This window comes from Novosphingobium sp. 11B, assembly GCF_054589055.1.
The window spans coordinates 25996-40953 of record NZ_BAAILP010000171.1; the positions used below are offsets into that span (position 1 = coordinate 25996).

Here is a 14958-nt window from a genome sequence, read left to right on the forward strand (position 1 = left end):
TCAAACTTCCTCGACGAGCTGGGTCAGCGCCACCTGGGCGAGCGCCCCGCGCACGGCCGCATTAACCTGCGGCCAGTGGCCTTTTACGTTGCAACAGGATTCCAGCGTGCAATCGCTTTTCGCGCGATCGATGCAGGCGGTGAGGGCGATCGGCCCTTCCACTGCCTCGACGATGTCCGCCAGCGAGATCGTGGCGGGAGGCCGTGCGAGTCGCAGACCCCCACCGACACCGCGCGACGAACGCATCAGTCCGGCTGCGGAGAGCTTGCTCACCAGCTTCTGGACGGTAGGAGCAGGCAGACCGGTTTCCTCCGCCAGCTGGGCGGCGGAAATGCGCGCACGCTTGCCGCCCGCCTGCTCGATGAGCGAACAGGTGCCGCAATGCCGCGCCGCAGCGGACATTATGACGACGGCATAGTCTGTCATACTCGACAGGCGCATGAACGGGCTTTCTGGTTCCTGTGTTTAAATCGGATCAATTCTTTCCGATTTGCACCTAGTGCAGCGCGCGGCGGGTTTCAATGGCCGTTTCGCACCTGCGAGCGGTTCGCACGGTTGATCGCTGCCGCGCCATAGCTCGTCGCAAAAGATACGCAAGCCATGGAAAAAGGCTTGCTTAACGGTCGATCTATGGGAGCTTGCCGTCAAGAAGCGCGAAAAAAGGCGGTTCCCGATCGAAATCGGAAACCGCCTTAAGTTATAAAGAACTCGAGCGCATCCCGCTACGAGCCCTTCGGGTCGCAGGACTCGTGTATGCTCCGGATGGGTCGATTTATTGTATAAACGCGACACGTTCGCAGGTCTGGATGGCTCGGGATGACCCCTAACGGGCTTTTTCATCTCGCACCGCAGCAGAAGAAGCGTTTGAGCAACACTCCCGGGGGCGTTATGCGCACGCTCGTGCTCTATTCCCTCATCCGACCCGCCCTTTTCCGAATCGAGGCCGAGAAGGCCCATGGTCTTGCGCTCAAGGCCCTGAAGCTGTCCGGACCCGGCAGTGCGCCGCGCACCGATCCGGCTTTGGCCAGCACCGTGGCGGGAATCGCCTTCCCCGGCCCGGTCGGCATGGCCGCCGGGTTCGACAAGGATGGCGAAGTGCCGGACGCGCTGCTCGGCCTGGGCTTCGGGTTTGCGGAAGTCGGTTCGATCACCCCGCTACCGCAGGCGGGCAACCCGCAGCCGCGTCTGTTCCGGCTGGTCGAGGACCGCGCGGTCATCAACCGGATGGGCTTCAACAATGGCGGCGCGCAGGACGCGGTCTACCGGCTGGAGGCGCGTGTGCGGCGTCCGGGCGTCGTCGGCATCAACATCGGCGCGAACAAGGATTCGACCGACCGCGTCAACGATTACGCGATCATGGCGCGGCTGATGGCGCCGCTGGCGGGCTATCTTGCGGTCAATATCTCCAGTCCGAACACGCCGGGTCTGCGTGCCCTGCAGGACGAATCGGCGCTGACCGGGCTGCTCGATGCGGTGATCGAGTCGCGCGACGAGGCTTGCGGCGCAGGGCACCGGCCTCCGGTCTTCCTCAAGGTCGCACCCGATCTCGAGCCCGCCGACATCGACGCCATCGCGCGAATCGCCATCGACAAGCAGTTGGGCGCGCTGATCGTGTCCAACACCACGATCTCACGGCCGCCGCTGGCCTCGCAGCACAAGGGAGAAACCGGCGGCCTCTCCGGCGCGCCGCTGCGTGATCTGGCGCAGCAGCGCCTGCGCGATTTCCGCAAGGCGACCGGCGGCGCGGTGTCGCTGGTCGGCGTGGGCGGCATCGCCAATGCGGCGGACGCCTGGGCGCGCATCCGGGCGGGGGCGAGCCTCGTCCAGCTTTACAGCGCCATGGTCTACGAAGGGCCGGGCATCGCCAAGGCCATCAACAAGGGCTTGCTCGAACTGATGCGCCGCGATGGCTTCGCATCGATTGCAGAGGCGGTTGGAACCGAATAAGCCTTTCTGCAATGTCCGGAAAGCTGATCCTGGGGCTGACTGCCTCGCTCGCCCTCTCTGGTTGTGCCGCGACGACGGCGACCATCCCTTCGCAACCCACTGCGAGCAGCCCTGCCGTAACCGGACCTGCCGTCTTCGACGCCGGTATGGTCAGCGCTGCCGATCCACGTGCGGCGGAGGCGGGGGCCTCGATTCTCCGCCGCGGCGGCAGCGCCACCGATGCGGCGATCGCGACGATGCTGGCGCTAACCGTGGTCGAGCCGCAAAGTTCGGGCATCGGCGGCGGCGGTTTCCTGATGCTCGGCAACGAGAAGGGCGAGGTCGAATCGTGGGACGGGCGCGAGACTGCGCCGAAGGCTGCGACCCCCGCGCGTTTCCTCGACGCCTCGGGCCAGCCTTTGCCGTTCCGCACCGCCGTGGTCGGCGGGCGCAGCGTCGGCGTGCCGGGCAACATCGCACTCGCGGCGAAGATTCACGCCGAGCATGGGCGCCTGCCATGGGCAGACCTGTTCCAGCCCGCGATCGACCTTGCACGCGAAGGCTTCACGCTGTCCCCGCGCGGTTTCCAGTCACTCTCGCGGCAGCCCGACACCGGCGCCCATGATGCGCAGGCGCGAGGCATCTACTACGGCGCGGATGGCAAGCCGCTTCCCGTCGGCACGACGATCCGCAACCCGGCGCTGGCGAGCACGCTGGAAATGCTCGCAGCCAAGGGGCCGGAAGGGTTCTACAAAGGGGACCTCGCGCGGGAGATCGCCGCCAAGGTCGCGGCCGAAACCCCTGCGGACGGCAGGATGACCGAGGCGGACATCGCCGCTTTCGCGGCGAAGGAGCGGCCGAGCACCTGCGCGAAGTACCGGGTCTACAAGATCTGCAGCATGGGGCCGCCGTCTTCGGGCGCGACCACGGTGCTGGCGACACTGATCCAGCTGGAGGGCTTCGACCTCGGCAAGCTCGGGCCGGACTCGCCGGTCGCCTGGCACCTCATCGCCGAATCCGAGCGGCTGGCTTATGCCGATCGCGACCTGTTCCTTGCCGATCCCGATTTCGTGAAGGTGCCGGTCGCGGCGCTGATCGATCCGGCTTACCTCAAGCGGCGCGGGGCGCTGATCTCCGCCGATCGGACGATGCCGACCGTGAGCGCCGGGCTGCCCGCGCCCAAGCTGGCTGTGGGTCGTCATTACGTCGAGCACGGCACCTCGCACTTCGTCGTCGTCGACAGGCAGGGGGACGTGGCCTCGTGGACATCGACGATCGAGAGCGCCTTCGGTTCGGGCATCATGGTTGGCGGGTTCTATCTGAACAACGAACTGACCGATTTCAGCTTCACGCCTGAAAAGGACGGCGCGGTCGTCGCCAACCGGGTCGAGGGCGGCAAGCGTCCGCGCAGTTCGATGGCGCCCACCATCGTCTATGGCCCCGACGGCAAGCTGCTGTTCGTCGTCGGCGCCGCAGGCGGGGCGACGATCCCGGTACAAGTCATCCGCGCGCTCGTCGGCGTGCTCGACTGGAAGCTGCCGGTGGACAAGGCACTGGCTCTGCCCGTGCTTTTCGCGCCGAGCGACACGATCAACGTCGAGAAGGGCTCGCCGCTGGAGGCGATGATACCGGCGCTACAGGCGCTCGGCCACACATCGGTCCGGGCGATGGAGATGCCGCTCAAGACCAACGGGGTGCTGGTGGTGGACGGCAAGCTGATGGGATCGGGCGATCCGCGTACCGAAGGTGTCGCCGTTTCGCAGTAAGCTTGTGGCAACCCGCCAGCCCACCTAGACGTTCGCCTACAATACAAGTTCGTAAGGATACACCGGGGGCCGCCATGAACATTGCCGATTTCGACAGCAGCGCCAACGTCGTGTCGCTGTTCCTCGCCCGCGCCGACGCGCTGGGCGAGGCGCCGATGCTCTGGGCAAAGCACGATGGTCAGTGGCGCTCGATCAGCTGGGCCGAGGCAGCGCGGCGCGTGTGCCTGATCGCCGCATCGCTGCGCCGGATGGGCCTGCAGGATGGCGAACGCGTGCTGATCGTCTCGGAGAACCGGCCCGAGTGGTGCCTTGCCGACCTTGCGATCATGGCGGCGGGCTGCGTGACAGTGCCGACTTACACCACCAACACGACGCGCGATCACATCCACATCCTGGAGAATTCCGGCGCCCGAGCGGCGATCGTCTCGACCGCGAAGCTGGGCAAGGCGCTGCTGCCGGCCGTGGTGCAGACCGACATGTGCCGCCAGGTCATCGGCCTGGAGCCGCTCGTGCCGATGCAGGGCGGGGCCTATGAAACGCATATCTGGGACGAACTGCTCGAAGGTGATGCCACCTCGGCGCGCGCCGAGGTCGATCGGCGGATCGCTGGCATCGGCCGTACGGACCTCGCCTGCATCATCTACACCAGCGGCACCGGCGGCGCGCCGCGCGGGGTGCGCCAGCATCACGGCATGCTGCTGTCTAACGTGGCGGGCGCCGCGCAGATCATCGAGCAGGACTTCGGCTGGGATCGGGGACCGGACAAGCGCGAGATTTTCCTTTCGTTCCTGCCGCTCAGCCACGCTTACGAGCATACCGGCGGCCAGTGGCTGCCGATCGGGCTGGGCGGGCAGATCTATTATTCGGAAGGCCTCGACAAGCTCGCCGCCAATATCGAGGAAGTGCGCCCGACCGTGATGGTCGTGGTGCCGCGCCTGTTCGAGGTGCTGCGCACCCGTATCATGAAGCAGATCGAGAAGCAGGGTGCGGTTGCCAATCGCCTCATGGACTGGGCGATCGGTGGGGGCATGCGCCGTCTGAACGGCAAGCGCGGGCTGCTCGACTATCCGCTCGACCTGGTGATCGAGCGGACCCTTCGGCCCAAGATCCGCGCCCGCTTCGGTGGGCGGATGAAGGCGCTGGTTTCGGGCGGGGCGCCGCTCAATCCGGAGATCGGCGTATTCTTCGACGCGATGGGGCTGACGCTGCTGCAGGGCTACGGCCAGACCGAGTCGGGGCCGATCATCAGTTGCAACCGTCCTGCTGCCGGCGTGAAGTTCGATACCGTCGGCCCGCCGATGCGCGGAGTCGAGGTGAAGATCGCCGCGGACGGCGAGATTCTCGTGCGCGGGGAACTCGTGATGTCGGGTTACTGGCAGAACGAGGCGGCGACGGCGAACGTGCTCAAGGACGGCTGGCTCCATACCGGCGACATCGGCCATATCGACGATCGCGGGCGCATTGCCATCACCGACCGCAAGAAGGACATGATCGTCAACGACAAGGGCGACAACGTCTCTCCGCAGAAGGTCGAATCGATGCTAACCCTGCAGCCGGAGATCGCGCAGGCGATGGTCTACGGTGACCGCAAGCCCTACATCGTCGGCCTGATCGTCCCGGACGCCGACTGGGCGCTGCAGTGGGCACGGGATAACGGCGAAACTTTCGATTTCCGCAAGTTGCAGGGGCTTCCGGCGTTCCGCACCGCGCTGCGCAATGCGATCGACCGGGTCAACGCCGACCTCTCGGTGATCGAGAAGGTGCGTCAATACGCCTTCGCCGACGAGCCGTTCTCGATCGAGAACGAGGAGATGACGCCGAGTCTCAAGATCCGGCGGCACAAGCTCAAGGAACGGTACGGCACTCGGTTGGACGCGCTTTATCGCGCGTAAGGAAACGGTGGCGCGCTTCCTGCGTTGACGGGGCAAACGTCAATTACAGCGAGTGCGCCATGCGTGCCTTCCCCTGCCCGAACTGCCGCCGCCTGAATCATTTCGAAGTCCGGGTTTGCCCCGGCTGCCAGGCCACCCTTGGCTACGATCCCGAAATCGACGGCTTCCGCTTCCTGGCCGACGGCGCGACCGTCTGGCGCGATGCCGAAGGTGAGGTGGCCGAAGTGGTCGTATGCGCCAACAACAACGATTACCGCATCTGCAACTGGCTGGTGGCGAGCGACGACACGACGCCGATGTGCCGCGCCTGCCGCCACAACCGCACCATTCCCGACTTGTCCGAACCCTCTGTCCCGTCCCGATGGGCCAGGATCGAGGCAGCGAAGCGGCGGCTGTTCCACACGCTGATGAGGCTGGGCCTCCCGCTGGAAACCAAGGCCGAGGAAGGTCCCGGAACACAGGGCCTCGCCTTCGATTTCCTCTACGATGCGGCGGCGGAGCAGGCGGGCAGTCCGCGAATCTTCACCGGTCACGACGGCGGCGTCATCACACTCAACCTGATCGAGGCCGACGATGCCGAGCGTGAGCGGATGCGCCATGCGATGGGCGAGCCCTATCGCACCCTGCTCGGCCATTTTCGGCATGAAGTGGGCCACCACTACTGGTCGCGGCTGGTCGAGACCGATCCGGCCGAACTGGAGGCTTTCCGTACGATATTCGGTGATGAGCGAATCGACTATCAACAGGCGCTGCAGGCGCACTACAATGACGATGGGTCGAAAGTGTGGACCGACGCTTTCGTCAGCTTCTACGCGACCTCCCACCCGTGGGAGGATTTTGCAGAGACCTTCGCGCATTACCTGCACATCGTCGACGTTCTGGCGACGGCGGGCGGTTTCGACCTGTCGCTGGCCCCCCTGCCGGGCGACGAGGTCGGGCTGGAAGTGGAGCTGGATTTCAATCCCTACACGGCTGACACCCGTGCGCTGACTGAAGCGATGGGGCCGCTCTCCTTCGCGATGAACGCGATCAACCGCTCGATGGGACAGCCGGATCTTTACCCCTTCCATCTGTCCGACGCGATCGTCGCCAAGCTGGACTACGTCCATAACCTGGCGGCGAAGGCACGGGCAGGGGGCTCTGTCGTCGAGCCGGTGCCGGCTTAAGCGGCTTCCTTCTCGATGAACTCGGGATAGAAGCTCGGCTCGCGGTCGGACCAGCCGGGCGCGGTGGCGGCGGCTTCGCTGATCGAGTGGAGCAGGGTGCGGCGGCGGTCAGGGCGGATCTGCGGCAGCGCGGCGGCTCCGCAGAAGGCCCCCGGCAGCCACGGCCGCGCCCAGCCGCCGAGCAGGCGCTCGTAGAGGAAGCGGAAGGCGGAGAAGCTCGTCAGGCGTTCCTGCGCGAGATCGAATGCGGCCATCCGGACCAGCTTGCCCATGAAGGCGTCGACGTCGTCGAAGCTGTAGTCGTCCGGCCGCATCGCGCGCAGGGCCTTGAGGTCCTGATAGGCGACGTACTGATTTCGGATCGAGGCCAGTTCCTCCTCGTCGCGCGCCCAGAGCTTGAAGGCATCCTGGCGGCCGAGGCCGATGTCGAGGCTGCGCCGGATGTAGCGCTGCTCGCTGGGGGAGAAGCTGGCGAATTCGCGCAGTTCGTTGATCGTCAGACTAGCCGTACCTGTGTGGGCCATCGTGATTGTCCCTGATGTGTCGGGAAGATCCCCGTCACGAGTCGGATTTAACCACGATCATCCTTTCTGGACGGTTTACGATGCAAAGGTTTGTATGCGCAGTTTGCCGTCGGAAACGGGAAAGGTGGGAAGCCCGTCCCGTTTCGGTACGGAGGCACTCAGATGAGGCCGGCAAGGGGGCTCGACGGATCGGCGTAGCGACGCTGGCCCATGCGGCCGGCGAGATAGGCATGGCGCCCGGCTTCGACCGCCAGCTTCATCGCGCGGGCCATGCGGACAGGCTCCTTCGCCTCGGCGATCGCGGTGTTCATCAGCACGCCGTCGCAGCCCAGTTCCATCGCCACGGCGGCTTCCGAAGCGGTGCCGACGCCTGCATCGACCAGCACCGGCACCTTCGCGCCCTCGACGATGAGGCGCACGGTCACCTTGTTCTGGATGCCGAGGCCCGAGCCGATCGGCGCGCCCAGCGGCATCACCGCGACGGCGCCCGCGTCTTCCAACTGCTTGGCGGCGATCGGATCGTCCACGCAGTAGACCATAGGCAGGAAGCCTTCGTTCGCGAGGATTTCGGTGGCCTTCAGCGTCTCGCGCATGTCGGGGTAAAGCGTGCGTGCCTCGCCCAGCACTTCGAGTTTCACCAGATCCCAGCCGCCCGCCTCGCGCGCCAGGCGCAGGGTGCGGATGGCGTCGTCGGCGGTGAAGCAGCCTGCGGTATTGGGCAGGTAGGTGATTTTTTTCGGGTCGATGAAGTCGGTCAGCATCGGCGCCTTGGGGTCCGACACGTTGACACGGCGCACCGCGACGGTGACGATTTCCGCGCCCGAGGCTTCCACGGCGGCGGCGTTCTGCGCGAAGTCCTTGTACTTGCCCGTGCCCACGATCAGGCGCGAGGTGAAAGTACGACCGGCAACGGTCCAAGTATCAGCGGGGAAATCGGTCACGAAGCGCGTCCTTTCGGGGAAGCGTGAATCAGGAAAAGCGGGGGCAGGGCGGCCCGATCAGCCGCCGCCGACGAAGTGGACGATCTCCAGCACGTCGCCTTCGGAAAGCGTCACGTCGGCGAGCGTCGAGCGCGGCGCGATCTCGGCATTGTGCTCGACCGCGACCTTCTTCGGGTCGAGGCCGATCTGCGCGACAAGGTCGGCGATGCTGGAACCGGCGGCAATGCGGCGCGGTTCGCCATTCACGGTAAGCAGGATTTCGGCAGCCATGGCTGCCGAATAGCGCTCAACAGGCGCCGTGCAAGTTCCGAATGTGCGCGAAGGCGACGAGGCTGACGCCTGCGATCGTCAGCACGGTCTCCTCGATCCCGTGATCGACGAGGAGGGCGATGCCCATCAACGTCAGGCCCGAAGCACCGATCGCTAGCGGCGCGACCCGCCCGTGGCGCAGCACGCCGAAGCCGAGCGAAATGATGCCCACGACCAGAGCCATCGCCAGTCCGATGCGGTGGATACTGGGCGAAAGAAGCGCTTCACCGCCCAGCCCCAGCACGCCGACAAGCACGACGCCCAGGATGCAATGCACCGCGCACAGCCCGCTCAGGATGATTCCGGCACGGTCGAGGCGGTTACGAATCGCAAGAAGGGCAGTACGCATGGGCAGCCATCTATGTAACGTTGTATCATTCCGCAAGGGCCGGACGCAAAATTTTCACGCAGGACTCGTCGAAAACACGTGCCGTCGAACGCCCTCTTGCGCAAATGCCCGCAAAATCGCAGGAATCGCCCGCATGACGGAAGAAGCAGACGCATGAGAGTAAACGACGGTCGCCCGATCATCGGGACAAGTGACGATATCGCCCCGATGGTGCGCTGGCTCCTGAGTGTTGCGGTGCTGGTGGTGCTGATCGTCGCGGTCGGCGGGATCACCCGGCTGACCGAATCGGGCCTTTCCATCACTCAGTGGAAGCCGCTGACCGGCGCAATCCCGCCGCTCACCGACGCCCAGTGGCAGGCCGAGTTCGCCCGCTACAAGCAGATCCCGCAGTATCTCGACGTCAACGGCCCGGCAGGCATGACGCTGGCGCAGTACAAGTTCATCTACTTCTGGGAATGGTTCCACCGTCTTCTGGCGCGCACGATCGGCCTCGTCTTCGCGGTTCCGCTGGCATGGTTCTGGTACAAGCGCACCATTCCCGGCGGCTACAAGCCGCGTTTGCTGGCGCTGTTGGCGCTGGGCGGCCTGCAGGGCGTCGTCGGCTGGTGGATGGTCTCCTCCGGCCTCAGCGCCGAGGCCCTCGACCGGGTGAGTCACTTCCGCCTCGCCGCGCATCTGCTGGTGGCGCTGTTCACGCTGGGTGGCCTCGTCTGGACTGCGCTGGACCTCAAGGCGATGGAGCGGGGAGAGCAGCGCTCGCGGCTGACCCGCTTCGGCGCCCTGGCGCTGGGCATGCTGGCGCTGCAACTGTTCATGGGCGCGATGGTGGCGGGCCTGCGTGCCGGCTATGTCGCCGGCGCCGGCTGGTGGAGCTGGGACGCCTGGCCGCTGATGCAGGGCAGCGTCTTCCCCGAAGGCGTCGATTGGGCGCGCGGGTTCTTCTCCTCGCTGGTCAACGATCCCTACCTCACGCACTTCATTCACCGCTGGTGGGCCTGGGCAATCGTCGCGGTGCTCGTCGTCATGGGCCGCAGGCTCAAGGCGAAGCACGAGCGGCTGGTCTCGGTCGCGGTGCACTGTGCGTTCGGGACGCAGGTGCTGCTGGGCATCTTCACGGTGTGGTCCGGCGTGACCTTGTGGATCGCCGTGGCGCACCAGCTTTGCGGTGCACTGCTGGTCGCCGCGACGGTGTGGGGCGCGCATGCGCTCGGACGTCGGGGGTAGGTTTCGGCCTGTCCATCGGCTACCCACTCCGTCCGGCTAGGCAGCAAGCTGCCAAGCCTCCCGGCCCTCCCTCCTTCGACAAGCTCAGGATGAGCGGGAGGGCGAAGCGGAAACCTCTCATTCCCCTCCCGCTCGCGGGAGGGGGCAGGGGTGGGCAACGTCCGGACACAAACCTCACGGTATTATTTTACCTCTCTGCAATCCCGCGCATTGCTTGACTTACGCAGCCATTTCGACGATTTGGCCGCCTTCCGCGCTATCAGGGGATTCGCTCCCGTGGCTGGCGCTCGAATTATAGGGAATGACCAGCCATGAAGGCGCTCACGAAGGTCACCCGGTCGATCAAGCCGGCCGAGGTGGAGAAGAAGTGGCATCTGATCGATGCCGAGAATCTGGTTGTAGGCCGTCTGGCCGTGATCATCGCCGACCTGCTGCGCGGCAAGCACAAGCCCAGCTTCACCCCTCACGTTGATTGCGGCGACCACGTCGTCATCATCAACGCGGAGAAGGTGCGCTTCACGGGCAACAAGCTCAAGCAGCAGACCTACTACAAGCACACCGGCTATGCCGGCGGCATCAAGGAAGTCACCGCGGACAAGGTCCTCGCCGGTCGCTTCCCCGAGCGCGTGCTTGAAAAGGCTGTCGAGCGCATGATTCCCCGTGGTCCGCTCGGCCGTGACCAGATGCGCGCCCTGCACGTCTACGCCGGCACCGAGCACCCGCACGGTGGCACCCAGCCCGAAGCGCTCGACGTCGCTTCGATGAACCGCAAGAACAAGGTGGGCGCATAATGTCCGACAACGAAACCGTGCAGAGCCTGTCCGACCTCGCGGACATCGCCGGCAACGTCACCGTCAGTGACGAGACCGTTGCAGCCGCTCCTGTCTCGAACGCTCCGCTGCGCGAGCAGCAGATCGACGCGCAGGGCCGCGCTTACGCCACCGGCCGCCGCAAGGACGCCGTTGCCCGCGTGTGGATCAAGCCCGGCTCGGGCAAGATCATCGTCAACGGCCGTGACCAGGAAGTCTACTTCGCACGTCCGACCCTGCGCCTCGTGATCAACCAGACCTTCCAGGTCGCTGGCCGCGAAGAGCAGTACGACGTCATCGCCACCGTCAAGGGTGGCGGTCTGTCGGGCCAGGCCGGCGCTGTGAAGCACGGCATCGCCCAGGCTCTCGCCAAGTACGAGCCGGCCCTGCGCTCGGCCGTCAAGGCAGCCGGCTTCCTCACCCGCGACAGCCGCGTGGTCGAGCGTAAGAAGTACGGCCGCGCCAAGGCACGCCGCAGCTTCCAGTTCTCGAAGCGTTAATCGCTTTCAGAGCTTCGGCTACAAAAAGGGGTCGCGGGAAACCGCGGCCCTTTTTCGTTATGCCCAATGTGGGATGCCGAGCGCAGACAAGGCGCCAAGACTTTGAATTTCCCGACTCGGCGTTGCGTTTTACGGCATCGGTCTGGTACGCGTTTCAGCCTGCTCGGCTGGAGTTGACCTGAGATGGAAACAACGGTTCCCTCGGAACTGCGCGACTTTCTGGCATCGCTGCCGATGGCGCTGGCTCTGGCATCTATCGAGGGGGATCATCCGCTTCTGTTCGTCAATGAGCGTTTCAGCGAACTGACCGGCTATTCCAGCGACGACGTGATCGGTCGCAACTGCCGCTTCCTGCAGGGCGATACACGGGATGGGCAAGCCCATGCGAAGTTCCGCGCTTTCCTGCACAACGACGACACCATGTCGGCCAGGGCGCCGATCATCAATTTCCGGCGAGACGGTTCGGCCTTCGTGAACCTGCTCTACCTGACACGGTTGCGGGCGGAGTCGGGCGAGACACGATATATCCTGGGCTCGCAGTTCGATGTGAGCCGAGTGGAGGTCGAGCGCTTGCAGGCGTACGACAGGGATCTGGCACGGGCGCTGACCGGCCTCGGCCCCCTGAGCGTGGGGTGCGGCATTGCCATCGATGATGCGCTTGCGGTCATCGGAGATTCGGTCAGCCTGATGACGCAGGCGCATTTACGGCTGCTCGACCCTTCGTCCAGCCTGAATTGACTGGGTCAGGTCACAAGGCGCCGGTCGTACTCCACCCGGGCTTTCTCCACGTCTTCCATGTTGGCGATCGTCCAGCCGTACAGCGCCTTGAACGGAGTCTGCAACGAGCGGCCCAGCGGAGTGATCTCATACTCCACCCCGATGGGGGATGCGGCGATGACCCGTCGCTCCAGCAGGCCGTTGCGCTCCAGCCGCCGCAGGCACTGGGTAAGCGCCTTTTGAGTCACGCCTTCCAGATGACGCTTGATGCCGTTGAAGCGCATCGGTCCAGCGTCGAGCACCGTCAGCACCATCATCGACCACTTGTCGGCGATCTGGTCGAACAGCAGGCGGCTGGGGCAATCGACGGAGAAATGCTCGCATTCGGGCATCAAGGTATCCCTGGATATACTTGCGCACCACAAGGTGCCTCATTGACGTCAAGTATCCAATATATACCTAAGTGGCTCCCCCAGCAAACCGGAGTTCCTCCGCAATGACCGCAAGTGCCACCGACGTTCTGTTCAAGCCGTTCCGCATCGGCTCGCTGGACCTTCCCAACCGCATCGTCATGGCGCCGATGACCCGGGCCTTCGCCGCCGAGGGTATCCCCGGCGAAGCGCAGGCCGCATACTACCGCCGCCGGGCCGAAGGCGGCGTCGGCCTGATCCTGTCGGAAGGTACGGTGATCGACCGTCCTGCCTCGCGCAACGATCCGGGCATCCCCTTCTTCCATGGCGAACCCGCGCTGGATGGATGGAAGCAGGTGATCGATGCCGTGCACGGTGCGGGCGGCCGCATGGGGCCGCAATTGTGGCACACCGGCGCAACGAAGAGCTTCATGACCGAGTGGGTGCCCGATGCGCCCGTCGAGAGCCCGTCGGGCTACGATGCGCCCGACGTCCCGCGCGGCGAGGCGATGAGCGAGGAAGCCATCGCCGACAGCGTGGCCGCGTTCGCTCGTGCTGCGGCCGATGCAAAGCGGCTTGGCTTCGACGTGGTCGAACTGCACGGTGCTCATGGCTACCTCATCGACCAGTTCTTCTGGTCGGGCAGCAACCTGCGCACCGACCGCTACGGCGGCGCGACCATTCGTGAGCGTTCGCGCTTTGCGGCCGAAGTCGTGGTGGCGGTGCGCGAGGCGGTGGGGCGGGGCTATCCCCTGATCCTGCGCCTGAGCCAGTGGAAGCAGCAGGACTATGCCGCGCGCCTTGCCGAGACTCCGGACCTCATGGCCGACTGGCTAGAGCCGCTGGTCGAAGCGGGCGTAGATGTCCTGCACTGTTCGCAGCGCCGTTTCTGGGAGCCCGAGTTCCCAGAGATCGACGGCAAGAACGGGTTGAACTTCGCCGGCTGGGCCAAGAAGCTCACCGGTGCCACCACCATCAGCGTCGGGTCAGTGGGACTTTCCGGCGATTTCATGGCTGCGTTCGGTGGCGAGGGCTCGTCGAGCGTTGGCCTCGATCGACTCGTGGAACGCATGGAACGCGATGAGTTCGACCTGATCGCCGTTGGCCGCGCGCTCATCACCGATCCCGACTGGGTCTCCAAGGTGCGTGATGGAAATGCGGGCGAATTGAAGGGCTTCGACGCGGCAGCGCTGGGCGAACTCGTCTGATGCTTGATGAGAACAAATATGGAACATGTAGGATTTTTCCTATAGGGTGATCAGCGGCGGCACTCCTGCCGTCGATCCCTTGGAGGAAAAGCCAGTGTCGTTTGCTGACTTGTGCCTCTTCCTTGGGGCCTTGTTCGCCTTTGCCACCCTCATCCTGAAGGTGGTGGAGGTGAAGGGCCGGAAGTAGGCAACGGGTGGGGGATGCGTTGCAGCGTGTCCCCCAGACGTTCGGTTCAGGGCGTTCTGCCCGAAAACGACTAAGCCCCCGCCGTTGCAGCGGCGAGGGCTTGATCCACATGGCCACAGGCCAGTGTCGTTTGCGGCGTTAACTCTACGCTTTTCGGGCGATGAGTTCAAGTTGCGCCTGTTGTTGCACCGCCGCGTTGCCTGCCACCATCAGTACATATGCTGTCCGCCGTTGATGCTCAGCGTCGATCCGGTGACGAACGCGGCGTTCTCCGAGCACAGGAAGGCGCAGCCGCGCGCAATCTCATAGGCGCTGCCGAGGCGGCCGACGGGGATCTTGGCGACGATCTTCTCCAGCACCGGCGGCGGCACGGCGGCGACCATGTCGGTGTCGATATAGCCCGGCGCGATCGCATTGACGGTCACGCCGTACTTGGCACCTTCCTGCGCCAGCGCCTTGGTGAACCCGTGGATACCGCTCTTGGCAGCGGCATAGTTCACTTGGCCGTACTGGCCGGCCTGTCCGTTGATCGAACCGATGTTGACGATGCGGCCCCAGCCACGCTCGCGCATGCCCGAGAAGGTCGCCTTGGCGGTGTTGAAGCAGCCGCCGAGGTTGACGCGCATGACGTCGTTCCAGTCATCGAAGCTCATCTTGTGGAGCACGCCGTCGCGGGTGATCCCTGCGTTGTTGATCACGATGTCGATCGGACCGATTTCGGACGCGATGCGCGCGCAGCTGTCCTGCGTCGCCTCGAAATCACCCACGTCCCACTTGTAGGAAGGGATACCGGTGCGCTCGGTGAAAGCGGCCGCCTTTTCTTCGTTGCCGGCGTAATTCGCGACGACGGTGTGACCGCGTTCTTTCAGTGCGAGCGACACAGCTTCGCCGATACCCCGGGTCCCGCCGGTTACAATTGCAACGCGCGCCATATGTTTAGCCTTTCGTTGTGAGCATCCACCGACGACAAGGCTATGGAAGGATTATGACGGCGGCAAGGCCGACCATTGACCTAAATGCAGCATTCTTG

At 64.9% G+C, this 14958-nt stretch carries 16 protein-coding genes; 9 read left to right on the forward strand and 7 right to left on the reverse strand.

The window, feature by feature from the left end; translation table 11 throughout:
* The gene (locus tag ACYPYD_RS15945) at positions 1-441 is read right to left on the reverse strand and encodes an SUF system Fe-S cluster assembly regulator (protein ID WP_008829384.1); all 441 of its coding nucleotides are present in this window, start codon (positions 439-441) and stop codon (positions 1-3) included.
* Between the two features lie 447 nt (positions 442-888).
* On the opposite strand from ACYPYD_RS15945, the gene ACYPYD_RS15950 reads away from it, so the two are divergent.
* The 4 genes from ACYPYD_RS15950 (at position 889) to ACYPYD_RS15965 (ending at position 6750) form a co-directional block, all read left to right on the forward strand.
* A complete protein-coding gene (locus tag ACYPYD_RS15950; RefSeq protein WP_459664142.1) occupies positions 889-1947 on the forward strand; it encodes a quinone-dependent dihydroorotate dehydrogenase in 1059 nt (352 codons plus the stop codon).
* 11 nt (positions 1948-1958) lie between these two features.
* Positions 1959-3692, forward strand: a complete 1734-nt coding sequence (gene ggt, locus ACYPYD_RS15955; RefSeq protein WP_459664144.1) for a gamma-glutamyltransferase — start codon at positions 1959-1961, stop codon at positions 3690-3692.
* A gap of 74 nt (positions 3693-3766) precedes the next feature.
* Positions 3767-5584, forward strand: coding sequence for an AMP-dependent synthetase/ligase (locus ACYPYD_RS15960; protein WP_036525718.1), 1818 nt, complete (start codon positions 3767-3769; stop codon positions 5582-5584).
* 59 nt (positions 5585-5643) lie between these two features.
* Complete coding sequence (locus tag ACYPYD_RS15965) at positions 5644-6750, forward strand: zinc-binding metallopeptidase family protein (protein WP_036525720.1); 1107 nt, start codon at positions 5644-5646, stop codon at positions 6748-6750.
* On the opposite strand, the gene ACYPYD_RS15970 is transcribed toward ACYPYD_RS15965, so the two are convergent.
* From ACYPYD_RS15970 to ACYPYD_RS15985, 4 genes are all read right to left on the reverse strand, one after another.
* On the reverse strand, positions 6747-7274 hold the full coding sequence (locus tag ACYPYD_RS15970; protein ID WP_211150712.1) for a hypothetical protein: 528 nt from the start codon (positions 7272-7274) through the stop codon (positions 6747-6749). The genes ACYPYD_RS15965 and ACYPYD_RS15970 overlap by 4 nt on opposite strands.
* 158 nt (positions 7275-7432) lie before the next feature.
* The gene (locus tag ACYPYD_RS15975; RefSeq protein ID WP_036525722.1) at positions 7433-8215 is read right to left on the reverse strand and encodes a bifunctional sulfur carrier protein/thiazole synthase protein; all 783 of its coding nucleotides are present in this window, start codon (positions 8213-8215) and stop codon (positions 7433-7435) included.
* Between the two features lie 57 nt (positions 8216-8272).
* Positions 8273-8485 carry a sulfur carrier protein ThiS gene (gene thiS, locus ACYPYD_RS15980; protein WP_008831265.1) on the reverse strand — a complete coding sequence of 71 codons (213 nt, stop codon included), beginning with the start codon at positions 8483-8485 and terminating at the stop codon, positions 8273-8275.
* A gap of 16 nt (positions 8486-8501) precedes the next feature.
* Complete coding sequence (locus ACYPYD_RS15985; protein WP_008831264.1) at positions 8502-8873, reverse strand: MerC domain-containing protein; 372 nt, start codon at positions 8871-8873, stop codon at positions 8502-8504.
* A 153-nt stretch (positions 8874-9026) separates the two neighbouring features.
* On the opposite strand from ACYPYD_RS15985, the gene ACYPYD_RS15990 reads away from it, so the two are divergent.
* From ACYPYD_RS15990 to ACYPYD_RS16005, 4 genes are all read left to right on the forward strand, one after another.
* A complete protein-coding gene (locus ACYPYD_RS15990) occupies positions 9027-10097 on the forward strand; it encodes a COX15/CtaA family protein (RefSeq protein WP_459664146.1) in 1071 nt (356 codons plus the stop codon).
* A gap of 311 nt (positions 10098-10408) precedes the next feature.
* Positions 10409-10888: a 50S ribosomal protein L13 gene (rplM, locus tag ACYPYD_RS15995; protein WP_008831262.1), complete on the forward strand. Its 480-nt coding sequence runs from the start codon at positions 10409-10411 to the stop codon at positions 10886-10888.
* The gene (rpsI, locus tag ACYPYD_RS16000) at positions 10888-11406 is read left to right on the forward strand and encodes a 30S ribosomal protein S9 (protein ID WP_459664148.1); all 519 of its coding nucleotides are present in this window, start codon (positions 10888-10890) and stop codon (positions 11404-11406) included. Before rplM ends, rpsI begins: the two co-directional genes overlap by 1 nt.
* Before the next feature lie 183 nt (positions 11407-11589).
* On the forward strand, positions 11590-12144 hold the full coding sequence (locus ACYPYD_RS16005) for a PAS domain-containing protein (protein ID WP_459664150.1): 555 nt from the start codon (positions 11590-11592) through the stop codon (positions 12142-12144).
* 5 nt (positions 12145-12149) lie between these two features.
* Here the strand turns inward: ACYPYD_RS16005 and ACYPYD_RS16010 are convergent, their stop codons facing one another.
* The gene (locus ACYPYD_RS16010; protein ID WP_459664152.1) at positions 12150-12515 is read right to left on the reverse strand and encodes a winged helix-turn-helix transcriptional regulator; all 366 of its coding nucleotides are present in this window, start codon (positions 12513-12515) and stop codon (positions 12150-12152) included.
* A gap of 104 nt (positions 12516-12619) precedes the next feature.
* Between ACYPYD_RS16010 and ACYPYD_RS16015 the strand changes: the two genes are divergently transcribed.
* Positions 12620-13741, forward strand: coding sequence for an NADH:flavin oxidoreductase (locus ACYPYD_RS16015; protein WP_459664154.1), 1122 nt, complete (start codon positions 12620-12622; stop codon positions 13739-13741).
* 396 nt (positions 13742-14137) lie between these two features.
* Here ACYPYD_RS16015 and phbB read toward each other — a convergent pair whose 3' ends face one another.
* Positions 14138-14860, reverse strand: coding sequence for an acetoacetyl-CoA reductase (gene phbB, locus ACYPYD_RS16020; RefSeq protein WP_008831527.1), 723 nt, complete (start codon positions 14858-14860; stop codon positions 14138-14140).
* Between the last annotated feature and the right edge of the window lie 98 nt (positions 14861-14958).